22 protein-coding genes are annotated in these 22,792 nt (G+C 64.4%); 15 read left to right on the top strand and 7 right to left on the bottom strand.

Going from position 1 to position 22,792, the window contains the following annotated elements; translation table 11 throughout:
* Positions 1 to 255: 255 nt before the first annotated feature.
* Both greA and LB518_RS06890 read left to right on the top strand, forming a co-directional pair.
* Positions 256 to 738, top strand: a complete 483-nt coding sequence (gene greA, locus LB518_RS06895; RefSeq protein ID WP_224574811.1) for a transcription elongation factor GreA — start codon at positions 256 to 258, stop codon at positions 736 to 738.
* Between the two features lie 342 nt (positions 739 to 1,080).
* Positions 1,081 to 2,268, top strand: coding sequence for a pyridoxal phosphate-dependent aminotransferase (locus LB518_RS06890; protein ID WP_224574809.1), 1,188 nt, complete (start codon positions 1,081 to 1,083; stop codon positions 2,266 to 2,268).
* Between the two features lie 6 nt (positions 2,269 to 2,274).
* Here LB518_RS06890 and LB518_RS06885 read toward each other — a convergent pair whose 3' ends face one another.
* Positions 2,275 to 3,051 carry an SDR family oxidoreductase gene (locus LB518_RS06885; RefSeq protein WP_224574807.1) on the bottom strand — a complete coding sequence of 259 codons (777 nt, stop codon included), beginning with the start codon at positions 3,049 to 3,051 and terminating at the stop codon, positions 2,275 to 2,277.
* A 137-nt stretch (positions 3,052 to 3,188) separates the two neighbouring features.
* Positions 3,189 to 3,686: a YciE/YciF ferroxidase family protein gene (locus tag LB518_RS06880; protein WP_224574805.1), complete on the bottom strand. Its 498-nt coding sequence runs from the start codon at positions 3,684 to 3,686 to the stop codon at positions 3,189 to 3,191.
* A 233-nt stretch (positions 3,687 to 3,919) separates the two neighbouring features.
* On the opposite strand from LB518_RS06880, the gene LB518_RS06875 reads away from it, so the two are divergent.
* A complete protein-coding gene (locus tag LB518_RS06875; protein WP_224574804.1) occupies positions 3,920 to 4,777 on the top strand; it encodes an SDR family oxidoreductase in 858 nt (285 codons plus the stop codon).
* A gap of 75 nt (positions 4,778 to 4,852) precedes the next feature.
* Positions 4,853 to 5,311, top strand: a complete 459-nt coding sequence (locus LB518_RS06870; protein WP_224574802.1) for a low affinity iron permease family protein — start codon at positions 4,853 to 4,855, stop codon at positions 5,309 to 5,311.
* A gap of 9 nt (positions 5,312 to 5,320) precedes the next feature.
* On the opposite strand, the gene murJ is transcribed toward LB518_RS06870, so the two are convergent.
* From murJ to LB518_RS06850, 4 genes are all read right to left on the bottom strand, one after another.
* Complete coding sequence (gene murJ / locus LB518_RS06865; RefSeq protein ID WP_224574801.1) at positions 5,321 to 6,964, bottom strand: murein biosynthesis integral membrane protein MurJ; 1,644 nt, start codon at positions 6,962 to 6,964, stop codon at positions 5,321 to 5,323.
* A 103-nt stretch (positions 6,965 to 7,067) separates the two neighbouring features.
* A complete protein-coding gene (locus tag LB518_RS06860; RefSeq protein ID WP_224574799.1) occupies positions 7,068 to 7,316 on the bottom strand; it encodes a hypothetical protein in 249 nt (82 codons plus the stop codon).
* Positions 7,317 to 7,565: 249 nt separating this feature from the next.
* Entirely contained in the window at positions 7,566 to 10,118 is a 2,553-nt protein-coding gene (locus LB518_RS06855; protein ID WP_224574797.1) for an arylsulfatase, read from the bottom strand.
* A 176-nt stretch (positions 10,119 to 10,294) separates the two neighbouring features.
* Positions 10,295 to 10,693 (bottom strand): hypothetical protein, encoded by a 399-nt coding sequence (locus LB518_RS06850; RefSeq protein WP_224574795.1) that lies wholly within the window; start codon positions 10,691 to 10,693, stop codon positions 10,295 to 10,297.
* A gap of 252 nt (positions 10,694 to 10,945) precedes the next feature.
* Here LB518_RS06850 and LB518_RS06845 point away from each other — a divergent pair, with 252 nt between their 5' ends.
* The 10 genes from LB518_RS06845 (at position 10,946) to LB518_RS06800 (ending at position 21,192) form a co-directional block, all read left to right on the top strand.
* Positions 10,946 to 12,019 carry an alcohol dehydrogenase catalytic domain-containing protein gene (locus LB518_RS06845; RefSeq protein WP_224574793.1) on the top strand — a complete coding sequence of 358 codons (1,074 nt, stop codon included), beginning with the start codon at positions 10,946 to 10,948 and terminating at the stop codon, positions 12,017 to 12,019.
* Positions 12,016 to 13,659: a GMC family oxidoreductase gene (locus LB518_RS06840; protein ID WP_224574791.1), complete on the top strand. Its 1,644-nt coding sequence runs from the start codon at positions 12,016 to 12,018 to the stop codon at positions 13,657 to 13,659. Before LB518_RS06845 ends, LB518_RS06840 begins: the two co-directional genes overlap by 4 nt.
* 167 nt (positions 13,660 to 13,826) lie before the next feature.
* Positions 13,827 to 14,750 carry a helix-turn-helix domain-containing protein gene (locus LB518_RS06835; protein WP_224574789.1) on the top strand — a complete coding sequence of 308 codons (924 nt, stop codon included), beginning with the start codon at positions 13,827 to 13,829 and terminating at the stop codon, positions 14,748 to 14,750.
* A gap of 296 nt (positions 14,751 to 15,046) precedes the next feature.
* On the top strand, positions 15,047 to 16,480 hold the full coding sequence (locus LB518_RS06830) for an ABC transporter substrate-binding protein (protein WP_224574787.1): 1,434 nt from the start codon (positions 15,047 to 15,049) through the stop codon (positions 16,478 to 16,480).
* A 110-nt stretch (positions 16,481 to 16,590) separates the two neighbouring features.
* Positions 16,591 to 17,472, top strand: a complete 882-nt coding sequence (locus tag LB518_RS06825; protein WP_224574785.1) for a carbohydrate ABC transporter permease — start codon at positions 16,591 to 16,593, stop codon at positions 17,470 to 17,472.
* Positions 17,469 to 18,305 carry a carbohydrate ABC transporter permease gene (locus tag LB518_RS06820; RefSeq protein ID WP_224574783.1) on the top strand — a complete coding sequence of 279 codons (837 nt, stop codon included), beginning with the start codon at positions 17,469 to 17,471 and terminating at the stop codon, positions 18,303 to 18,305. The genes LB518_RS06825 and LB518_RS06820 overlap by 4 nt, the downstream gene beginning before the upstream one ends.
* A gap of 5 nt (positions 18,306 to 18,310) precedes the next feature.
* Complete coding sequence (locus tag LB518_RS06815; RefSeq protein WP_224574781.1) at positions 18,311 to 18,517, top strand: DUF2160 family membrane protein; 207 nt, start codon at positions 18,311 to 18,313, stop codon at positions 18,515 to 18,517.
* Between the two features lie 89 nt (positions 18,518 to 18,606).
* On the top strand, positions 18,607 to 19,644 hold the full coding sequence (locus tag LB518_RS06810; protein ID WP_224574779.1) for an NAD(P)-dependent alcohol dehydrogenase: 1,038 nt from the start codon (positions 18,607 to 18,609) through the stop codon (positions 19,642 to 19,644).
* Positions 19,645 to 19,673: 29 nt separating this feature from the next.
* Positions 19,674 to 20,447, top strand: a complete 774-nt coding sequence (locus LB518_RS06805) for an SDR family NAD(P)-dependent oxidoreductase (protein ID WP_224574776.1) — start codon at positions 19,674 to 19,676, stop codon at positions 20,445 to 20,447.
* Between the two features lie 19 nt (positions 20,448 to 20,466).
* Positions 20,467 to 21,192: an SDR family oxidoreductase gene (locus LB518_RS06800; RefSeq protein WP_224574774.1), complete on the top strand. Its 726-nt coding sequence runs from the start codon at positions 20,467 to 20,469 to the stop codon at positions 21,190 to 21,192.
* Between the two features lie 238 nt (positions 21,193 to 21,430).
* Here LB518_RS06800 and LB518_RS06795 read toward each other — a convergent pair whose 3' ends face one another.
* Positions 21,431 to 21,892: an Lrp/AsnC family transcriptional regulator gene (locus LB518_RS06795; RefSeq protein WP_224574772.1), complete on the bottom strand. Its 462-nt coding sequence runs from the start codon at positions 21,890 to 21,892 to the stop codon at positions 21,431 to 21,433.
* Positions 21,893 to 22,061: 169 nt separating this feature from the next.
* Between LB518_RS06795 and LB518_RS06790 the strand changes: the two genes are divergently transcribed.
* Positions 22,062 to 22,787: an aspartate/glutamate racemase family protein gene (locus LB518_RS06790; RefSeq protein WP_224574770.1), complete on the top strand. Its 726-nt coding sequence runs from the start codon at positions 22,062 to 22,064 to the stop codon at positions 22,785 to 22,787.
* Positions 22,788 to 22,792: the final 5 nt, after the last annotated feature.

The raw sequence follows: 22,792 nt of genomic DNA, 5'->3' as shown, positions 1-22,792 counted from the left end.
TGGGGTTACGAATGTCGGGGTTCCGGCGCGTGTCGAATGTCTGAAGTTGGCGCAGAGCCGGAGCACTTGCTAGGCTGAACGCCTTGTTGAGACGGGCATTGACGCTGCGACGCCGGCTCGGCAAGGCCGGTTGCCTTCACATCGTTCGTGCCAGTCGCCTCGAGGAGCGGACGCCGTTGTGCCGAATGCTTTGCAGCCTTATCTCACACTGTCCGTTAGTCGGGTTCGGATAGTCCCAGACAGGAGACCGGTCCATTGAGCGTGGCTTTTGTCAAAGAAGAAAGTGCCGAGGCCGCGTCCGAGACCATTCTGCCCGCTCGTCCGATCTCCGACCGCATCAACCTCGTCACGGAGGTTGGCCTCCATATGCTGCAAGATGAACTGGCCAAGGCGCGAGAGGCTTTTGAGGCCGCTGACGCGCTGGAGGATGTCAACGAAAGGCGGCGGCAGTCGGCGCTTCCCGTCCGGGATATGCGTTACTACGCCGAACGCGTTCGCACGGCCCAGGTGGTGCCGGCGCCAACCTCGAATGACGCGATTGCCTTCGGCCATACCGTCACCTTCGAGCGTGACGATGGTCGGCAGCAGACGTTCCGGATCGTCGGCGAGGACGAGGCCGACCCTTCCCGGGGTTCGATATCGCATGGTTCTCCGGTGGCGACGGCCTTGCTTGGGAAAAGCGTTGGCGACGTTGTCCAATTCGGGAACAGCGAACTCGAGATCCTCTCCGTTGGTTAAGAGGCCAGGACCTATCTCCGGCCATGTGACTTTCAACGATTTAAGCGCGTTCAGTTGAGGCCGGTCGCCGAACGGGACGTTCACAACGAACGATATGTTCCGCCTTTCCGTTGGCCTTCTCCCGAACCAAACTGGGGATTGCTGAGCATCTACAGTTTGATAACGCAACTCTGCGACGACGCCCGCAGCACCATTTGCCTTCTCTCCGTGCGGCCTCTCCTGTTCGACCCGTGCATGCCCTTGAGGCTTGCGCCCTTGGCTGATCCCTCGTAACCAACCGCCGTGACGCGGTGGCGGCGGCATGATGCGTGGTCAGCCCTGCCATGCCGGACGGAGCCTTGGATGACGCCTGAAACTTCTGCCTTTCCGCCGCATGCTCGTCCCGAGATCCGGGCGCTCGCCGCCTCGCGGATCCGCGTCATCGCCAATGCCGCCATGGGACGACGCGACATGGCGACGTTCTGGTTCGGCGAGAGCGACCAGCCGACGCCGGATTTCATTTCCGATGCCGCGATCGCCTCGCTGAAGCGGCAGGAAACCTTCTATTCGCAAAATCTCGGCCGTCCGGCGCTGCGCAGCGCCATCGCCCGCTACAGCAACGCCCTGCATGGCATCGCGCTCGACGAAGAGCGTATTGCCGTCGTCGGTTCGGGCGATTCCGGATTGATGCTGACGTCGCAGATGCTCGTCTCACCGGGAGACCGGGTCGTGGTCGTGACGCCGATCTGGCCGAACATTGCGGAAATGCCGCGGATCATGGGCGCTGACGTCGTCCGCCATGCACTGGTCATCGAGAACGGCCGCTGGCGTCTCGATGTCGAGCGGCTGATCGACGCGCTGACGCCGGAGACGCGCCTCCTCATCGTCAACTCGCCCAATAACCCGACGGGATGGACGATCGAGGCTGAGGACCAGGCGGCGCTCCTCGCGCATTGCCGGCACCATGGCATCTGGATTCTTTCCGACGATGTCTATGAGCGCCTCGTCTTCCGGCCTGGCGTCGAAACGGCGCCGTCGATGCTCGCCATCGCCGATGCCGAGGATCGGCTGATCGTCGTCAACAGCTTCTCCAAGGCGTGGCGCATGACCGGATGGCGCGCCGGCTGGATCACGGCGCCGCGTGCCATGATGAACGATCTCGCCAAGGTCATCGAGTTCAACACGTCCTGCCTGCCGGACTTCACCCAGCATGGCGCACTCGCCGCCGTTTCGGATGCGCGGAGCGAAGGCGAGGTCAGCCGGTTCCGCGCCGATCTCGCGCATTCGCGCTCGCTGCTCGTCGATGGGCTGAAATCGCTTGGCGGGGTCGAGATTCCGGAAGCGGACGGCGCGATGTATGCCTTCTTCCGCATCGAGGGCCGCCCCGACTGCATGGCCCTGGCCCGCGACCTCGTCGAGGAGGTTGGCCTTGGGCTCGCGCCCGGCAGCGCCTTCGGGCCGGAAGGCGAAGGCTGGCTGCGCTGGTGCTTCGCGGCCGCTCCCGAAAAGATCGAGGATGGGCTCGACCGGTTGCGCAGCTTCCTGCGCTGAGATCGATCAAACCAGCAGCGACTGGCCGCCATCGATCCAGATCGGGGTGCCTGTGATGTGGCGCGAGCGTTCGGACGCGAGAAAGAGTACGAGGTCGGCCACTTCGTCGCTGCTGCCGGGCGCGCCGTGCGTCAGCGGTACGGTCCCTTCAGGGAACTCCGCCGGGACAGGCGGCTCGGCCCCCTGTTTTTCGGTGTTGTCGTCGATCTCGGTCTCGATCGCGCCGGGGCAGATCACGTTGACGCGGATGCGGTAGCGCGCCAACTCCAGCGCCGCCATCTGGCCGAGCGCCAGTTGTCCAGCCTTGGTCGTGGCATAGGCCGATGCGCCTGGCGTGGTGAAGGTGCGTGTCCCGTTGATCGAGGAGGTGATGATGATCGAGCCGCCGGTCTCGAGCATCACCGGAACCGTGTAGCGCAGCGTCAGGAACGTGCCGCGCAGGTTGATGCGGCTGGTCGCGTCCCAATCCTCTGGCGAAAGCTCATGCAGCGGCGCCCAGACGCCATTGATGCCGGCATTCGCGAAGACGACATCGAGGCCGCCGAGTTCGGCAACGATACGTTCGACGGCCGCCTCCATCGCTTCGGCGTCGGCGATGTCGGCCGGAATCGCGATCGCGCGGCGGCCGCGTCGCTCGATCTCGGCGGCAACCTCGGCGATCTCGTCCGGCGAGCGGCTGATGACGGCGACGTCCGAGCCCGCATCGGCGAGCTTCAGCGCCGCGGCCCGGCCGATGCCGCTGCCCGCGCCCGTGACGAGCGAAACCTTGCCGTGAAGTTCCATGGGGTGCTCCTGAGCCGCCGATGGCCGCGCGGTCTGTGAAAGTCGCCGATTGAGGTTCGACGCGCATGATGCGCGCCGCGACATCGGCGACGGGCGGGGGCCAGGCCCCTCCCGCCCGTCGCCGGCGCCTAGCTCGATCAGGCAGCGGCCTTCTGGTTGAGCGCGGCCGTGCCGAGCTTCGAAAGGGCGGCATCGGTCGCCTTTTCCTCGCCCAGCGTCGCATCCAGGAGCGCAACCGCATCCTTCATGCCGAGCTGCTGGGCCCAGGCGCGCAACGTGCCATAGCGGGCCATCTCGTAATGCTCGACGGCCTGCGCGGCGGCGACGAGGCCGGGATCAAGCGCCGCCGTGCCGGCGAAATCCTCCATGATCTCCTTGCCTTCCTCGACGATGCCGAGGATGGCCTCGCAGGTCTTGCCACGCGCCGGCTTGCCAACCAGCTCGAAAACCTGCTCGAGGCGCTCGACATGGGTCTCGGTCTCGTCGCGGTGCTTCTCGAAAGCGGCGGTCAGCTCGGTCGACTGCGCGGCCTTGGCCATCTTCGGCAGGGCGCGGAGGATCTGCTTCTCGGCGAAATAGATATCCTTGAGCGTTTCAAGGAAAAGGTCGTTCAAGTCCTTGGGCTGCTTGGCCATGGGTGACTCTCCGTCAGTATGGGATGATGCCGGCACAGTCTTCGCAAGATGCGGTCGACGGCCGTCGAGTCTACAAGTCGCCGAAGCCGCCAGACGTTCCATCGCATCGTCATGATGAGCGCATCGACGGGTTTCGGAACATTCGGCGGCCGGTCGGATTGGACGGATAACGGCAGCTGCGCGACGCCCGCTTCATGCCGATCCATCATCGATCAGACGAGGAGACGAGAACCATGAACGCCTATCCGAGACCGCCTTTCCCGAAGCAGCCACAGCCGATGCCGGGCGCGACCGCGAGCATGGATCCCGTGCCTGATCATGGCGAAACGAGCTATAAGGGCTCCGGCCGCCTCAAGGGCATGAAGGCCGTCATCACCGGCGGCGACAGCGGCATCGGCCGTGCGGTTGCGATCGCCTATGCCCGCGAGGGCGCCGACGTGCTCATCGCCTATCTCAACGAGGACGCCGATGCCGAGGCGACCCGCAAGCTGATCGAAGCGGAAGGCCGCAAGGCCGTGCTGGTGGCAGGAGACATCCAGGATCCGGCGCATTGCCGGGCCATCATCGCCAAGGCCGTGGAGCAACTCGGCGGCATCGACATCCTCGTCAACAATGCCGCGCATCAGGCGAGCTTCAGTGCGATCGAGGATATCAGCGACGAGGAATGGGACCTGACCTTCCGGGTGAACATCCATGCGATGTTCTACCTGACCAAGGCAGCCGTCCCCCACATGAAGCCCGGGTCGTCGATCATCAACACGGCGTCGATCAATTCGGACAGTCCGAGCCCGCACCTCCTCGCCTATGCCACGACCAAGGGGGCGATCCAGAACTTCACGGCCGGACTGGCGCAGCTCCTCGCCGAGAAGGGGATTCGCGCCAACAGCGTCGCGCCGGGCCCGATCTGGACGCCGCTCATTCCCTCGACCATGCCTGAGGACAAGGTCACCAATTTCGGCAAGCAGGTTCCCATGCAGCGGCCGGGCCAGCCGGCCGAGCTCGCAACAGCTTATGTGATGCTGGCCGACCCGCTCTCGAGCTATGTTTCGGGCGCGACCATCGCTGTCACAGGCGGGAAGCCAATCCTCTAGGGTCGGCTGTCCGTCGGGGGAACCGGGCTCCCGGCCAGGCCGTTGTCAAGGTGACGCTGGGGAGCGCCTGCCGCCATGACGGCACCAGGGCTTTCCACCGCCGACCCGGTGCCCCAAACCATGAAGCTCGACAAGCTCTTCGCGACGTTCGCCAACCGGACCGCCCGGGCGACTGGCAGTCCTTTCGCCTTCCTCCTCTGCGTCGCGGGCGTCGTGATCTGGGCGGTCTCCGGACCGGTCTTCGGTTTCTCCGAGACGTGGCAGCTCGTCATCAACACCAGCACCACCATCATCACCTTCCTGATGGTTTTCCTGATCCAGAATACGCAGAACCGCGACGGCGCTGCCGTGCAGACCAAACTCGACGAGCTGATCCGCTCCTCCAATGCCGAGGATGAGTTCATGGGGATCGAGAAGCTCACGGATGAGGAGCTCGAGCGGCTGCATCTGCGCTGCGAGGATATGGCGCGCCGCACCAGTGTTGTGCTGGACCGTGCGAAACAAGAACGGCGCGCGCGGGGATACGCGGTCTAGCCCGCTACGTCAGGCCGACCTGCGACGCCGCCGCAGCCGGGCCATCACCGTCGCCGTCAGCTCGCCGAATTCATGCATGCCGAGCCGGCGCGCGAGGACGGCATAGATACCGACGCCGACACCGCAGAGGACGACCGCCCGCAGTATGGCGACGCCGACATGCAGGCCCGGCAGCCATTGCAGCAGAAAATGGCGGAGCAGCAGGCCGATGGCGATGGCGATCGCCGCGGCCAACCCCGAGCGCCATGCACCGTCGATCATGCCGGGAGCCGTGCTAAGCGTGAGCCCGCGCTCACGCGCCTCGCGCTCGAAGCGCCGCCGCTGCAGCCAGCCGAGCACGAGCACATAGACGATGATGGCGACCGAGCTGGCGATGGCGAGGCCGATCGCACCCCCCTGCTGGCGCAGCACGACATAGAGCGGGATCAGGAGGACGGTGACCGCCGTGCCGACAATGGTCGGCACCCAGGTGCTCCCGAGAGCGTAGAAGCCGCGGCTGATTAGCGTCTGGGCCGCCCAGCCGCAGAGGCCGAGGCTCATATAAGCCAGCACCGTGCCGGTCGCGACCGCATCTGCCGCGCTGAAGCGGCTCGCGAAGGCGCCCCAGACGAGATAGACGGCCTCGACGCCGGCAAGTGTCATGCACACCTCGGCCGCGAAGGTCGCGACCAGCATCAGCCGGACGGCATGGACGAGAACGCCATAAGCCTCGGGAATACTGCCGGCGGCGACCATGCGGCTCAGCGAGGGATAGGCCGCGACGCCGACGGCCATGCCGAAGACGCCGATCGGCACATTCATCAGCGTGCGCGCATATTGCAGATAGGAAAGCTCACCCGCCGCCAGATAGGAGGCCTGGTTCTTGATGATCCACTGGTCGACCAGCACGATCGAAAAGCCGATCATGATCGGCAGCGACAGGATGAGATAACGGCGCAGATCCGGATTGCGGAAGGACAGCATCGGATACCAGCGCATATGGCCCTTGAGGCAGCCATAGAGCGGCAAGCCGAACGGTCCGATGATCGAGCCGGCCAGAACGCCCCATGCAAAGCCGTCGGCACCCCAGCCGAGATAAGCGCCGACGAGACCGCCGGCGATGATCCCCACCGAATAGACGAGCGGCGCCATGGCGGGCAGGACATGGCGATCCTGCGCCTGCAGCGTCGCCGACAGCAGCCCGCCAATGACATGGAAGAACTGCGCCGGCAGGATGATCCGCATCAGGCGAACCAGCGTATCGACCTCGGCCGGATCGTTGAACCCCGGGGCGACGACGCCGGCCAGCGGGCGCGCGAACACCATCAGCAGCACGATACCGACCGTGCCCGCGAGAAGCATGAAATTCGCGATGACGCTGAACGCCTTCCAGCCGCCCTCCTCCTCGCCGCGCTGCACATGGGCGAGGAAGATCGGGATGAAGACGATCGAAAGCGCCCCGGCCGCGAGCAGGTAATTCAGGAAATCCGGCAGCGTGAAAGAAGCGAAATAGAGATCGGCCTGGCGGCTGGCGCCGAGCGTGCGCCCGACGATCTGCTCGCGCACGAGGCCGATGATGCGCGACAGGAAGATCGAACTCGCCCAGATCGCCGAGGCGATGCCGATGGTGCGAGCCCGGCTGGGCGCGGATTGTTCGGGCTGGATCTTGGCCACTCGAATGTTCCCGGCGCGCGATTCGGCGCCATCTGCCGGGACATTAGGTGAAAACAGCCGCGGGCGGCGAGCGTCATAAAGCCCCGCTCGCCGATGACCGGATTCAGCCCTTCATCAGGCGGCGGGAATTGGCGCGGACGCGGCGGCGATAGGATGCGACAACGTGATCGACCGCCTTGCCCGACATCAGGGCCATCGTGGCGTCCTCGGCCGCGGCCAGCTTTTCAGCCACCATCAGCCGCGCCTCCGCCTCGGCGCCTGGTCCGCCGGCCGCCATCTTCATGGTGCGCAGGAAGATGACCTGTTGCGATTCGAAGGCAAGGCTGGCGAGATTCTGAAAAAGCGAAAACATGCTGATACCCTTATGCAGCAGAACGCGCATCGATGGGTGCGGCGCTGCTGCCGGGCTCTCGATTGGTATCGTCGGCTTGAAGCCGTTCGTGTCGTTCAACGCGGCCCAAGCCAAAGCGTTGCCGCTGGTGGCGTGGACCTGATAAAAAACAGTATGGCACGTTTTCGGGCGCCGCCGAACCCTGTCAGCGGACGCCGGGTGGTTTGATCCTGGAAGGGACCCCGGCCGCACTCGGCCGGGGTCCTGCCATCAGTCGTTGGCCTTCATGAGACTGGCGTCGAGCTTCGCCTTCAGCCCCGCTTCCTGCTCGGGCGTGAGCTTCGGCGGGTCGAGCGTGATCCTGAGACTGTCGATCGTGCCTGTGAAATCGAACGGCACCTGATAATCGGCAGTAACGCCTGTCAACGTGTCGGCGCCGATGTCGAAGCTCTCGTCGAGGGGCAGCAGCAGCGGCACCGTGCGATCCATCTTCTGCTCGGCAACGACGGCACCATCGACCTTGAAGGTTCCCGTGCCGCCATGACCGATGCCCGAGGTGTCGTTGAAGGCGAGCGTGACGAAGCCGAGCCCGTCATAGGCGAAGTCGAATTCGAGGCTGTGCTTGCCCGCAGTGAGGGTAGCCGGCCCCTCCCAGCGCACCTCCTTGAGACCGAGCAGGTTCCAGACGAAGACCGGCTTGCCCTTGAGCAGATAGAGGCCATAGCCGCCGAAGCGGCCGCCGAGCGTGTTGATCATGCCTTCGGCACCGCCCTCCGGAACGGTAATGTCGGCCTTGATTGTATAGGACGTATTGAGAGGGTTCGGAGCCGCCGAGCGGGGAATGCCGGTCAAGCGACGGCCCGAATAATCGAATTCGGACCGGCCTGCCGTCACGCTTGGCCGCGGGCTGACGACGCGGGTTGCGAGCGACGAATCAAGCGGCAGCACCTGATGCGAGGCAAGCTCGGTCCAGAGCCTGTCCTGCATCTCGCGCAGCTTGGCCGGGTTGGCTGCGGCGACATCGTTCGCCTGCGTCCAGTCCTTGCTGGTGTCGTAGAGTTCCCATTTGAAGGCGCCGGCCGGGTCAGGAATGCCAGGGCCCGAAAGGTCCCAGGGCATGTTGAGCGGCGGCGTCGACAGCATCCAGCCGTCGTGCCAGAGCGCGCGCATGCCGAACATCTCGAAATACTGCGTGTGATGACGGGTCGGGACGCCGGCACTGGCCTTGTCGAAGGTATAGGCGAGGCTGGTGCCTTCGATCGGCTTTTGCGCCACGCCGTCGACGACGGCTGGCGCCGGAATGCCGGTCGCCTCGAGCAACGTCGGGACGATGTCGATCACATGGCTGAACTGGTTGCGGATGCCGCCCTTGTCGGTGATCACGGCCGGCCACGAGATCGCCATGCCCTGGCGGGTGCCGCCAAAATAGGACGCGATCTGCTTGGTCCATTTGAACGGCGTATCGAAGGCCCAGGCCCACGGAACTGCCATATGCGGATAGGTCTGGTCGCTGCCCCAGGCATCGTACCACTTCATCTGGACATCGACCGGCAGATCGACGCCGTTGAACGAAAGCCCCTCATTCGGCGTGCCGTTGAGCGTTCCCTCGGCCGAGGCGCCGTTATCGCCGCTGATATAGATGATCAGCGTGTTGTCGAGCTTGCCCATATCCTGGACCGCCTGGATCACGCGACCGATCTCATGATCGGTATAAGCGAGATAGGCGGCGTAGACCTCGGCCTGGCGGATGAAGAGCTTCCGGTCAGCGTCGTTCAGCTGGTCCCAGGACTTCAGCAGGCCGTCCGGCCAGGCCGTCAGCTGCGCCGACTGCGGGATGACGCCGAGCTTCTTCTGATTGGCGAAGATCGTGTCGCGCAGCTTGTTCCAGCCACCGTCGAAGAGATGCATGGCGTGGATCTTGTCGATCCATTCGGGCGTCGGATGATGCGGCGCATGCGTGCCGCCGGGGACGTAATAGAGGAAGAACGGCAGGCTGGGATCGATGGAATTCAGCTGATCCATCCAGTCGATGGCATCGTCAGCCATCGCCGTGATCAGGTTCCACTTCGGATTGCCCTGGAAGGGATAGATCTGCGTCGTGTTCAGGAAGAGGTTCGGCTGCCACTGGCTCGTGTCGCCGCCATTGAAGCCGTAATAATGCTCGAAACCCATGCCGTTCGGCCACTGGTCGAAGGGGCCGGCCTGTGTCTGGGCATAATCCGGCGTATTGTGGTTCTTGCCAATCCAGGCGGTGCGGTAGCCGTTCTCGATGAGGATGCGCCCGATCGTGGCGTTCTCAGGCCCGATCGTCGCGTTGTAGCCCGGAAAGCCGGTCGACTGCTCGGCAACGACGCCGAAGCCGACCGAATGATGGTTCTTGCCGGTGATCAGCGCGGCTCTTGTCGGCGAGCAGAGCGCGGTCGAGTGGAAATTGGTGTAGCGCAGGCCGGCATTGGCGATGCGATCGAGCGACGGCGTCGGGATCACGCCGCCAAAGGTCGACGGCGCGGCAAAGCCGACATCATCCGTCATGATCAGGAGGATGTTGGGCGCACCCTTCGGCGGCACGATGCGCGGCGCCCAGGCGGCGGCCGACTGCAGGGCATTGAGATCGATGCGCCCGGCAAATGGCGCCGGCGGATTGGGCAGCACGCGGCCATCCACCGTCGTGGTCGCATTCGGGGCGCCCGGCGTGCCGGTCGTCTGCAGGGCCTCAGGCCGCCCAGCCGGCAGGGTCGCCTGCTGCCCCCACGCCAGGGATATCGGCTCGAAGGCCAGCAGGGCCAAGGCGCCCGCCATCATCCGCAGTTTCAAAGCGCTCATGACATTCCCCCGAATCTCGAGACGCAGTCTGCAGTGTTGCGCCGCCCGGCCGGCCCCCGCCTTGACGAGAGTCAAAGGCGGCCGAGCCAAAGGCGCTGCATTCGAGGAGGTCTAGCAGTCGCGGAAGAATTGGGTTTGCCCTTTCCCGACACGGCAGACGCCGCAGGGCTACCGCTTTAGCGCAGCAGAAGCACCGAAAGGATGAGGAGGGACATCGCCGCCGACAGAACAAGCGCAATGGCAAATGCGGGGCTGGAGAAAGGGGAAGCGATGCGATCGAAGTCCCGCAGTCCGTCGCCAGCCGTTTCATCGAACCCGGCGGCGAGGCGAGGCTGGAAGCGGCGGGCCACAATGCGCTGAGCCTGCCCGGCATCCGCCGCGCAAAAGAGCGGCAAGAGCGCTGGACCTGCATCGATCGCTTTCGGCTCGCTCCAGGAACGGGCCGGGATCATCGACACCGCAAACTTCCCTGCTGCCAGCACAACCATCTCCTGCGCTCGCGGTGATCGGCCTGAGAGCGTGGCACCACATTCAATCGACACCCCTATAGTATGTGGGAAAATTTCCCACTTCAAGGGCTTTCATTCGATCGATGCGCACATCGTCCGTGTCGACGGGACGTCTGCCTTCGCCACCGGCGGTCGTATTGGCGGCTTTCGCTTCAAAAAGGGCCAAATCGGTACCGGTCGGCGCAAGAAAGTACAGGTCGAGGGAAGATTGATCGTGGCTTCCGCTGGAGGCCTTTCCTAGAGTCTGGTGATATCCCGGTTTGCCGCAGGGAGAGCGGTCCGGGAAGGGGTGGAGCCATGACGAGACTGGACAGAACGATGACCGCCGTGGTTTGCCACGGCCCCCGAGACTATCGCGTCGAGCGGGTCGGCAAACCGGAACCGGGACCGCGCGAGATCGTCGTGCGCATTGCCGCCTGCGGCATCTGCGCCGGCGACTGCAAATGCTGGGCCGGCGCGCCGATGTTCTGGGGCGGTGACAGCCCTTATGTGAAGCCGCCGGTCATCCCCGGCCATGAGTTCTTCGGCACGGTCGAAGCGCTCGGCGAGGGCGCTGGCGAGTATCACGGCATCAAGATCGGCGACATGGCGATCGCCGAGCAGATCGTGCCATGCGATCGCTGCCGTTTCTGCCGTTCAGGACAATACTGGATGTGCGAAGTGCACAACATCTTCGGCTTCCAGCGGCAGGTCGCCGATGGCGGCATCGCCGAATACATGCTTTATCCGGCGACATCGATCGTGCACAAGATTCCGGCCGACATGCCGCTCGAGGATGCTGCGATCATCGAGCCGCTTTCCTGTGCCATCCACACGGTCAATCGTGGCGATATCCAGCTCGACGATGTCGTGGTGATCGCGGGCGCCGGGCCGCTTGGCCTGCTCATGACGCAGGTCGCGCGGCTGAAGACGCCGAAGAAACTCATCGTCATCGACATGGTCGACGAACGCCTGGCGCTGGCGCGGCGCTATGGCGCCGATCTCGTCATCAATCCAGGCCGCGAGGATGCCGACGCGATCGTCCGCGGGCTGACAGGCGGTTACGGCTGCGACGTCTATATCGAAAACACTGGCCATCCGAGCGGCGTCACACAAGGCTTGAAGGTGATCCGCAAGCTCGGCCGGTTCGTCGAGTTCTCGGTGTTCGGCTCCGAGACGACTGCCGACTGGTCGATCATCGGCGACCGCAAGGAACTCGACATCCGCGGCGCGCATCTTGGTCCCTACTGCTATCCGATTGCCATCGACCTGCTGTCGCGCGGGCTCGTCACCTCGCAGGGCATCGTCACGCATTCCTATGCGCTCGAGGACTGGGACGAGGCGCTGAAGATGGCGGTTTCCCTCGATTCGATCAAAGTGCTGATGCGCCCCGGCTACCGGCCCAATACATGAGCGACAGCTACGACTACATCATCGCTGGCGGCGGTACGGCCGCCTGCGTGGCGGCGATGCGGCTGGTGCGCGATCATGGCTTTCGCGTGCTTCTGGTCGAGCGCGGGCCGGCGAAGACGGCCCGCGTGATGCGCATGCCGGCCGGCTACATGAAATATCTCGGCCGCGACGATTACCTCGAGATGCACAAAACCGTGGCGCAGCCCAGATTGGGCGGGCGCGCGCCGATCGTGCCGCAAGCGCGGGCACTCGGCGGCGGCAGCGCTGTCAACGCCATGGTCTATATGCGTGGCCAGCGCCAGGACTATGACGGCTGGGACGCCATGCTCGGCGGGGGCACCGGGTGGTCCTATGACGATCTCCTGCCGCATTTCCGAGCCCTTGAGCGCAATTCGAAATTCAACGACGCCTATCACGGCATCGATGGTGGTCTGCTCGTCTCCGATCCGGGGAGCCTCTGCGACACGACCCAGGACTATATCCTGACAGCCCAGGGCGCCGGCATTCCCTATAATCCCGATTTCAACGGCGCCCGGCAGGCCGGCGTCGGCGTGATGCAGCACACCATGGGCCTTCTGAACGGCCGCATGGAGCGCTGCGACGCCGTCACGGCGTTTCTTTCCGCCGTCAAGGGCGATCCGCGCCTCACTGTCATCACCGGCGCCCGCGTCGACAAGATTCTCTTCACAGGGAAACGGGCCACGGGCATCGCCTGGACTGGGGCGAGCGGCTCCGGTTCGGCCACGGCAACGCGCGAAGTGCTAGTCGCGGCCGGCACGTACAACACCGCCAAGCTGCTGATGCTCTCCGGCATCGGCCCCGCGGCGCATCTCAAGGAGCACGGCCTTGACGTCGTCGCCGATCTTCCGGTCGGCGCCATGCTGCAGGACCATCACGAGGTTCCCGTCATTGCCACCACCAAGGCGGCGAGCGGCTATTTCGGCCAGGACAAGGGCTGGAGCATGATCCGCAACGGCCTGCAATATCTTCTCTTCAACACCGGGCCCGTTACCACGACCGGCATCGAGTCCTGCCTGTTCTACGATCCCGACGGCGGCGAGCGGCCGACGATCCAGCTCTATTGCGCGCCGATCGTCTATCTCGATCGCGACGTGTCCTCGGCCGAGCCGACCCATGGCGTCACGCTCACATCATGCCTGCTGCGGCCGAAGGCGCGCGGCAGCGTCAAGCTGCGCTCCACCGATCCAGATGCGATGCCGCTGGTGGATGCGAACTTTTTCGGCGATGCGGACGACCTCCGCCTGACGATCGCTTCGCTGCGGTTCGCGCGAAAGCTGCTCGCGACCGCGCCGCTGGGCGAGAAGATCGGCACCGAATTGCTGCCGGGCGCGACGACCGTCGACGACGCGGCGCTCGCCGCCTATTGCGGCCAGACGGTCAAGACCAACTACCACCCCGTGGGCACGGCCCGAATGGGCCAAGACCGCGATCCGGACGCAGTGCTCGACACGCGGCTGCGCGTGCGCGGCGTCGAGGGCCTTCGGGTGATCGACTGCGCCGCGATGCCGGCGATTCCCTCCGGCAACACCAATGCGCCGGTCATGGCGCTGGCGAGCCGTGCTGTCGATTTCATAGCGGCAGACGCCGCCGCATCCGGACCGGCTGCCGCCATCGCATGACAAGCTGAGGGGCCCGGATTTTTTTCGGGTCCAGTAATGCGCAAATACCGCTAAAGTGTCTGTCCGCTGCAATGGCCTGCCAGAGCAACGGGCGAGGATTGGAGCACGCAGCTTGACAAGGCGCAAAGACAAGCGCTGCGGCCGCGGCTCGCCAGGGAGAGATGATCATGGGCTTCGAGCGTCGAATCGTGCCTGATTTCGAGGTGATCGTGTGCGCACCGGAAGAGTCTTTCCGGTGGAACGTGCACGAGTATCCGCACCATCTTGCCAAGTGGCACTACCACCCCGAATATGAATTGCACCTCATCCAGCATAGCGCCGGCGAGATGATGATCGGCGATTATGTCGGCGGATTCGAGGCCGGCAGCCTGGTGTTGACGGGTCCGGGCGTGCCGCACAACTGGGTCAGCCGCATCCAGCCCGGCGAGCGCGTCGTCAATCGCGACATGCTGATCCAGTTCAGCCAGAAATTCGCAGACAAGGTCGCGGGACTTTGTCCCGAATTCGATGCGGTGGGCGATCTCTTCGAGGACGCGGCCCGCGGCATCGAGTTTTCGGGCGCGACGGCGGACACCGGACGACGGCTGCTGCGATCGATCGGCAGCGCGCATGGTGCCGAGCGGCTGCTGCTGTTCCTTGAACTGATGACGATCCTTGCCCGCAATCCGCACGAGCGGCGCATCCTGTCACGCGCAGCGCCGGCCCCTGGCCAGCAGGTGCGCTCGTCCGAGAAGATCGAAACCGCCATCAACTTCATCCTGGAGCATTCGGCGCAGCCGATCCGCCTGACACAGCTCTCGGCGCTATGCGGCATGGAGGCGACTGCCTTTTCCCGCTTCTTCAAGAAGCAGACCGGCCATACCTTTGCCCGCTACGTCAATTGCATGCGCGTGCACGCCGCCTGCAATCTGCTTGCGAGTTCAGACATGCCGGTCACCGACATCTGCTTCGAGGTCGGCTTCAACAACATCGCCAATTTCAACCGACAGTTCGTCAAGATCTGCGGAAGGTCGCCCTCGGCCTATCGGCGCGATGCGCGCCGCATCGGACAGGCGCCACGGCCGGAGACCCTTGCCGAGGTCCGAGTCTAGTTTCTTGGCTCTCTTTGCTGCGTCTCGCAGCAAAATTGTATTGGTGCGGTTTCGAATGTGCGTAGCAAGGACACAGTCGCTCTCCTAGAGTCCAGGTCGAGCAGCCTCATCGGAACATGTCCGGGGCTTGGAGGAAGTCGGGCTGCTCGAATGCAAGGTTATTGGGGCGTTTTTCCCTGATCTCAGGGAATAGGGACAACAAGGGCAGGCTTTGCTTCGGACGGCGTGTTGATCGCCGCGTCCGTTGTCGCTGAACCTTTGCCAGTCGCGCTCGACATTCGAGGGAGGACAAGGGAATGTCAGGTTTGAAGCGTATGCTGCTCGGCGCGGCCGTAGCCGGGCTGATGGTCGGCGCCGGTCCGGCGCGGGCTGATTTCTGGTCGGATGCGGCCAAGGGCCTGGAAGGGACGACCATCCACGGCGTCTCCGAGAGCACGCCGCCTTCCAACTATGTCAAGGATGTGCTCGCGCCGGCCTTCACGAAGGCCACCGGCATCAAGGTCGAGTTCGAGGCGACGTCCTGGGACCAGATGTATGACAAGGCGATCAAGGACATGGAGGCCAATACCGGCATCTATGACTTCGTCTATATCGAGCAGGACATCGTCTATTCCTATCTGTCGCGCAACTTCCTGGTCGACATCACCCAGTCGCTCGCCGACAAGCCTAACCTGAAGGCTCCGGATTTCGATCCGGCGATGTTCACGACCTTCGTCAACTACTTCAAGGGCGACAAGGGCGACATCTTCGGCGTTCCGATGGAGGCCTTCATCAAGGTCTATCTCTACCGAAAAGACCTGTTCGACGATGCGAAGGCCAAGGACGCCTTCAAGGCGAAGTATGGCTATGACCTCGCCGTCGCGAAGACGCACCAGCAGTACAAGGACAATGCCGACTTCTTCACGGCCTGGGGCAAGGAAAACAATCTCGAGCTCTGGGGCTCGACCGTCCAGGCGCATACCGGCCATCCGGCCTCCTGGTATGAATTCTTCGAAAGCATCGCGCCGACCTTCGGCGTCTATAACTGGGGTATCGACGCTTCCAAGAACTATGCCGCGAGCGTCGCGAATGGCGGCACGATGAACAGTCCGGAATCCAAGAAGGCACTCGAATTCTGGTTGAGCCTTCTGCCGGATGCGCCGCCGGAATCCACCGCCAGCACCTGGGACGAAGTCGCGGCAACCTTCGCCGCCGGCCGCGCCGCGCAAGGCATGGTCTATGGCGAGAACGCCGCCTGGATTGCAACCAACGACACCAAGTCGAAGGTCGTCGGCAAGGTTGGCGTCGCTCTGCCGCCGCTTGAGCCGGGCGTGCTCGAAGCCGCCGAAAGCGGCAAGGGCTATATCGGCTACTATGATGGCGGCGCCTTCGGCATCCCGCACTCCTCGAAGAACAAGGACGCATCGCTGCTGTTCCTTGAATATATCGCCCAGCCTTCGGTCCAGGCTGATTGGGCGGTCGCCGGCTCGCGCATCACGCACCAGGCGACCTATGACGATCCGAAGGTCGTGGCTCAGGATGCCAAGACGGACGGCTACTACACGCTGATGAAGAATGACGGCCGCCTGTTCGCAGGCGCCCCGCCCTATCCGTTCCACGCTCAGGTTCGCGAGGCAACGGCGCCGATGTTCTATCAGGCGATCACCGGCGAACTCTCCGCTTCCGACGCCCTCGACCAGATGGCGGCAGCGGCCGAGAAGGAACTGACCAAGCTCGGCTATCGCAAGTAGGCCGGACTGTCCGGCGTGATCCCCAGGGATCGCGCCGGACCCCTCGCGCGGGCCGTCTCCCTGTCGGCTCGCGCCCTTTTCCGACCGGCCGTCTCAGGAGACCGTGCTCCATGCGCCCTCAATCCGTCGGTTGGCTGTTCCTGGCACCGACCCTGTTGATCCTCGCCGTGTTCGGCGTGCTGCCGTTCATCTATGTGCTGGTCGTCTCGTTCTTCGACTGGAATTCGTTCGCAGCCGATCCGACGATGCGCTTCAGCGGCGTGCAGAACTATCGCGACCTGGTGTTCGACACCGGCTTTCTGATGTCGCTCTGGAACACGCTGAAATTCGGCGTCTTCGCCGTGGCGAGCGAGATCGTGCTCGGCTATTTCCTGGCCCAGCTGTTCATGCGCAATTTCCCGCTGAAGGGCTTCTTCCGCACCATTCATACGCTGCCGCTGATGATCGCGCCCGTCGCGGTCGGCGCCACCTGGCGGCTGATGACGGTGCCCGGGCTCGGCCCGATCCCCTATTATCTCGACCGCTGGTTCGGCTACGACTACCTGATCAGCCGCTATGCCGGGCAAGCGTTCCTCACCACGGTGGTGATGGATGTCTGGCACTGGACGCCGCTCGTCACGCTGACGCTGCTCGCCGCGCTCTCCTCGATGCCGAAGGAGCCGTTCGAGCAGGCGCAGATCGACGGCGCCAACAAGCTGCAGACTTTCTGGTATGTGACGCTGCCGCTGCTGAAGCCCGCCATCCTTTCCGCGGTCTTCATCCGCCTGATGGACGCGATGCGGACCGTCGACGAAGTCTGGATGCTCACCGGCGGCGGACCTGCCGCGGCGACCCGCTATGTCGGCCTCTATATCTGGCGCGTCGTCTTCCCGAAGACCGATTATGGCTACGGGTCGGCGATGTCGCTGATCACCCTCTATCTCACCATCGTGCTGTGCTGGCTGCTCTATGCCGGTCTTGTCGCCCGCCGCGATCTGAGGAAACCCGAATGAAGCGCGACCGCAAAGGCCTCTCCCTTACATTCTGGCTCTTCTCGAGCCTGATCACGCTGTTCCCGATCTACTGGATGTTCTGCGTCTCGGCGAAGAGCCGCGTCGAGCTGTTCGGCGCGCCGACATTCCTGATCCGCAGCTTCTTCTCGGAGAACTACTGGGCGACGCTGACCAATACGAGTTTCCAGGGCTACATGTTCAATTCGATCGTCATCGCGACGTCGAATGCCCTCCTGGTGACGACGCTGTCGCTGTTCGCGACCTATGCCCTTTCCCGCTACAAGCTTTCGGGCAAGGAGAACATCTTCTTCTGGACGATCACCAATCGCATGGCGCCGCCGGCGGCCTTCCTGCTGCCGCTGTTCCTGCTCTACACGCAGGTCTTCGTGGTCGGCGACTGGAAGATGTTCGACACGCGCATCGGCCTGATCCTGCTCTATTGCGTCTTCAACCTGCCCTTCGCGATCTGGACCATGCGCGGCGTCGTCGACGCCATCCCGCAGGAGCTCGACGAGGCGGCCTTCGTCGATGGCGCCAGCACCTGGCAGGTGATCCTGCACGTCATCCTGCCGCTGGCGCGGCCGGGCCTTGCCGTCACGGCGATCCTCACCTGGGTGTTCGCCTGGAACGAATATCTCTTCGCCGCGACACTGACGAGCGTGCACGCCCGCACCATCACGACGGGCCTCGCCGAATTCGTCACGGTCACCGGCACGAACTGGGGCCAGATGGCGGCGACCGCCATGCTGACGCTGATCCCGGCGATCATTTTCCTGTCGCTGGTGCAGAAGCATATCGTCGCGGGCCTGACCTTCGGCGCCGTCAAGGGATGACCGCAATGAGTGACGACGTTCCCCTCCGCCGCGCAGCACCACACGGTTTTCTGCCGATCCACACCAATGCCTTCGACCGGGTCTTCATCTCGGTCGTGTGCTTCGTCGCCATCCATCTCTTCTGGATGCGCTTTCTCGAACAGGACATTTCGCTTTATGTGGCGACGGTGCTGTCCGTGATCGTCGGAGCCATCATCATCGCCCGCGGCTGACCGGCTCCCCCGGCGGCAGGCGCGGCGCGACAGAATCAACCGAAGCGGCTCGCGGGCGCTCCCGCGCCGCGCCAATTGGAGTGACGACCTTGCAGGCGCTCGTTCTCGAGGAAAAGAACCGCTTGTCGCTGCGCGACTTCCCGGTCGATGAAACGCTGGGTCCGCGCGATGTCCGCATCAAGCTGAAGACGGTCGGCATCTGCGGCAGCGACGTGCACTACTACACGCATGGCGCCATCGGCCCCTTCGTGGTGCGCGAGCCGATGATTCTCGGCCATGAGGCGTCCGGCATCATCGAGGAGGTCGGCGCCGACGTGACCGAACTCGCCGTCGGCGACCGCGTCTGCATGGAGCCCGGCATTCCGGACCCGGCGTCGCGCTCCACCCGGCTCGGCCTCTACAATCTCGATCCGGCGGTTCGTTTCTGGGCGACGCCGCCGATCCATGGGGTTCTCCGTCCCTCGGTGGTTCATCCGGCCGACTTCACCTTCAAGCTACCTGACAATGTCTCCTTCGCCGCTGGCGCGATGGTCGAGCCGCTCGCCGTTGGGGTGCACGGCGCAACCAAGGCGCAGGTGAAGCCGGGCGATATCGCCATCGTCATCGGCGCCGGCCCGATCGGCCTCGTCACCGTTCTGGCAGCGCTCGCCGCCGGCTGCGCCCGGGTCATCGTCAGCGATGTCGACGACACCAAGCTCGGCATCGCCGCGAAGCTCGGCGCCGTCACGCCCGTCAATGTGTCGCGAACCTCGCTGGTCGAGGCGACCAAGGCGGAGACCGCCGGCTGGGGCGCCGACATCGTGTTCGAGTGCTCCGGCAACGAGCGCGCCGCGGCAGCCGTGTTCGAGCCGCTCTGCCCCGGCGGCAAGGTGGTGTTCATCGGCATCCCGCTTGAGCCGATCCGCTACGATGTCTCCGGCGGGCAGATCAAGGAAGTCCGCGTCGAGCATGTGTTCCGCTATGCGCATGTCTATCCGCGCTGCGTTGCCATGCTCGCCTCCGGCGCGATCGACGTCTCACCGCTGATCACGCGCACATTCCCCTTCTCGGCGAGCGTCGCGGCATTCGAATATGCCGCGACTTCGCCTGCTGGCGAGGTCAAGATCCAGATCGAGATGCCGGACTGAACGGCACGGATCGCAGGGAGGAGGCGTTCATGTATCTCGAGAAGCTGCGGCTCGATGGCCGCGTCGCCGTCGTCACAGGCGGCGGCCGCGGCATCGGCCTTGCAATCAGCGAGGCGCTGGCGGAAGCCGGCGCCAGAGTGATCATCGCCGACAAGGATGCTGACGTCGCCGCCGCCGGACAGGCCAGCCTCCACGAAAAGGGCTTCTCGGCCGAAGTCGTCGAACTCGACGTCACCAGGCCGGCCGATGTCACCGCTGCCGCCGACGCGATCTTCGCCCGGCACGGCCGCATCGACATTCTCGTCGCCAATGCCGGCATCGCTCGCTCGGGTGTCGCCGCCGAGGATACGAGCGACGAGCACTGGCTCAACGTCATCGACGTCAATCTCAACGGCGTCTTCTGGTGCAACCGCGCCTTCGGCCGCCACATGCTGGCCGCCGGGCGCGGGTCGATCGTCAATATCGGCTCGATGTCGGGCTTCATCGTCAACCGGCCGCAGCAGCAATCCTATTACAATGCGTCGAAGGCGGCGGTGCATCACCTGACCAAGTCACTCGCGACCGAATGGGCCTCGCGCGGTGTCCGCGTCAACGCTGTCGCGCCGACCTATATCGAGACGCCGCTGATGACCTTCGCCTGGGAGGTACCCGGCATGGTCGAGGGGTGGCTCAAGGACACGCCGATGGGCCGGCTCGGGCAGCCGGACGAGATCGCGTCGGTCGTGCATTTCCTCGCCTCGGACGCGGCCAGCCTCATGACCGGGTCGATCGTTCAAGCCGATGCCGGCTTCACCTGCTGGTAGCTCCAGGGAGATTTCGAAGATGGAATTCAACGGCAAGAGCGTCATCGTGACAGGCGCCGGCAAGGGCATTGGCTACGCAACGGCGAAGATGTTGGCGGCGCGCGGCGCCGACGTCATTGCGCTGTCGCGCTCTGCGTCGGATCTCGAGAGTCTCGCCGGCGAGATCGGCTGCCGCACGGTCGCGGTCGACCTCGCCGATGCCGCGGCGACGCGTCGGGCCGCGCTCGAAGCGCTGCCGGCCGATCTTCTGGTCAACTGCGCCGGCACCACGGCTCTCGACCCGTTCCTCGACGTCACCGCCGAAACCTTCGACATGATCTATGCGGTCAACACTCGCGCACCGATGATCGTGGCGCAGGAATATGCCCGCGACCGGGTCGCCAAAGGCCTGCCGGGCGCCATCGTCAACGTCTCCTCGATGGCGTCGTTCTTCGGCATTCCCGACCACGCCGCCTATTGTGCTTCGAAGGGCGGGCTCGATGCCCTGACCCGCGTGATGGCCAACGAACTCGGCCGCCACGGCATCCGCGTCAACGCCGTCAACCCGACCGTGACGCTGACCCCGATGGCCGTCAAAGCCTGGAGCGATCCGGCCAAGGCCGGCGGCATGCTCGCCCGCATCCCGGTCGGCCATTTCGCCGATCCGGACGAAGTCGCCGAGGTCATACTCTTCCTTCTGACCGACCGCGCCTCGATGATGAACGGCGTGGCCATGCCGGTCGACGGCGGCTTCATGGTGACGTAGTCAGCCGAGGTTTTCGTCGGCCATCGATCCTCGACGCGCCAACGGACGGTTGGAACCGCTGCCGGGCTTGACCGTTCCTCCTCCAGACGGAGGCGCGTCAACCGGACGTGGCGGCAGGGGGAACAGGGTGATTTTTCCGGTTTCTTGCCCTGGCCAACGCATAGGCAGTCGAGCCCTTATCCCGCCCGCCTCCGTCAATTTTCCTTCTTGCACCCGGTTTGCAGGCTGGCCTCGCCCTTCAGGCGTGGTGGGTCGGCAGCGCCGTGTCGCTCTTCAGCGTCTCCATCGAAATATAGGCCGAGACGTCGTGCAGGCGGATGCGGTGGACGAGCTGCTTGTAGATGACGTCGTAATATTCGACGTTCGGCAGCACGATCTTCAATATGTAGTCGAAATTGCCGGTGAGCCGGTGAACCTCGACGATTTCGGGAATGTCGGCGGCGACCGCGCGGAGCCTTTCCAGCCAGTCTGCTGTGTGCTCGCTGGTGCGCAGGAGCACGAACATCGTCGTTGGGAGCCCCATGCGGCGCCGATCGACCTTGGCGGTGGTACGGACGATATACCCCTCATCGCGGAGGCGCATGATCCGACGCGAGCAGGCCGAGGCGGAGAGGTTGACCGAGTCGGCCAGTTTGGCGACGGGCGTTTCGGCATCCTGCTGCAGCAGGGACAGCAGCTTGCGATCGCGATCATCGAGCATCATCATCTCCCACGGAATTCAGATACGCAGCACGGTCATAGCGCAATGAGAATGCGTCAACGCGTCGATGGGCGCTTGTGGCGTGCGTGATTGGATTCGTCTGTTCGTCAAAACAGGCGCCAGTTGCGCGCGCGGCGCTCTAGTGTAGCCGTGGACAGGGAGATTTGACATGACGGTTATCGGCCTTATCGGCGGCCTGAGCTGGGAAAGCTCGCTCATCTATTACCGGCTGCTCAACGAGGGCGTGCGGACGCGTCATGGTGGGCAGCACTCGGCCGACATCCTGATGCGCTCGCTCGACTTCGAGAGCATCGTGGCCCTGCAGAAGGCCGATCGCTGGGACGAGGCCGGGGCCGTGCTGGCAAAGGAAGCGGCGGGCCTCGAGGCCGGCGGCGCCGGTTGCGTGCTGATCTGCAGCAACACGATGCATCTCGTCGCGCCAGCCGTGTCTGGGGCGGTGGCCGTGCCGCTGATAGATATCATCGCAGCGACCGGCGCCGCGGTGCGTGCCGCCGGCTTTGAGCGCCCTCTCCTTCTCTCGACGCGCTACACCGCCGAACACGGCTTCTATGCCGAGCGGATGCGGGCGACGACCGGGATCGAGGTCTTGACGCCTGCGACATCGGCGGCGCGCGGCCGTGTCCACGACATCATCTTTTCCGAGCTCTGCCTGGGCATCGTCAGCGACACATCGCGGGAGGAAATGCGCCGGATTGTCGCCGAAGGCGTCGCCGCCGGCGCTGACTGCGTCATCCTTGGCTGCACAGAACTCTGCCTGCTGATCGATGAACAGAGCCTCGGCTGCCCGGTCTTCGATTCAACCGCGATCCATGTCGAGGCCGCGCTGGCCTTCGCCGAAGGCGATCAGGCGGCATCGATCGCCAGCGCCGCCTGAACGAC

Origin of the sequence: Mesorhizobium sp. BR1-1-16, from assembly GCF_020165495.1 — a bacterium.
Taxonomy (GTDB): Bacteria; Pseudomonadota; Alphaproteobacteria; order Rhizobiales; family Kaistiaceae; genus Kaistia.
Note: the sequence above shows the minus strand (reverse complement) of the source record. Positions and strands in the feature narration are given on the sequence as shown.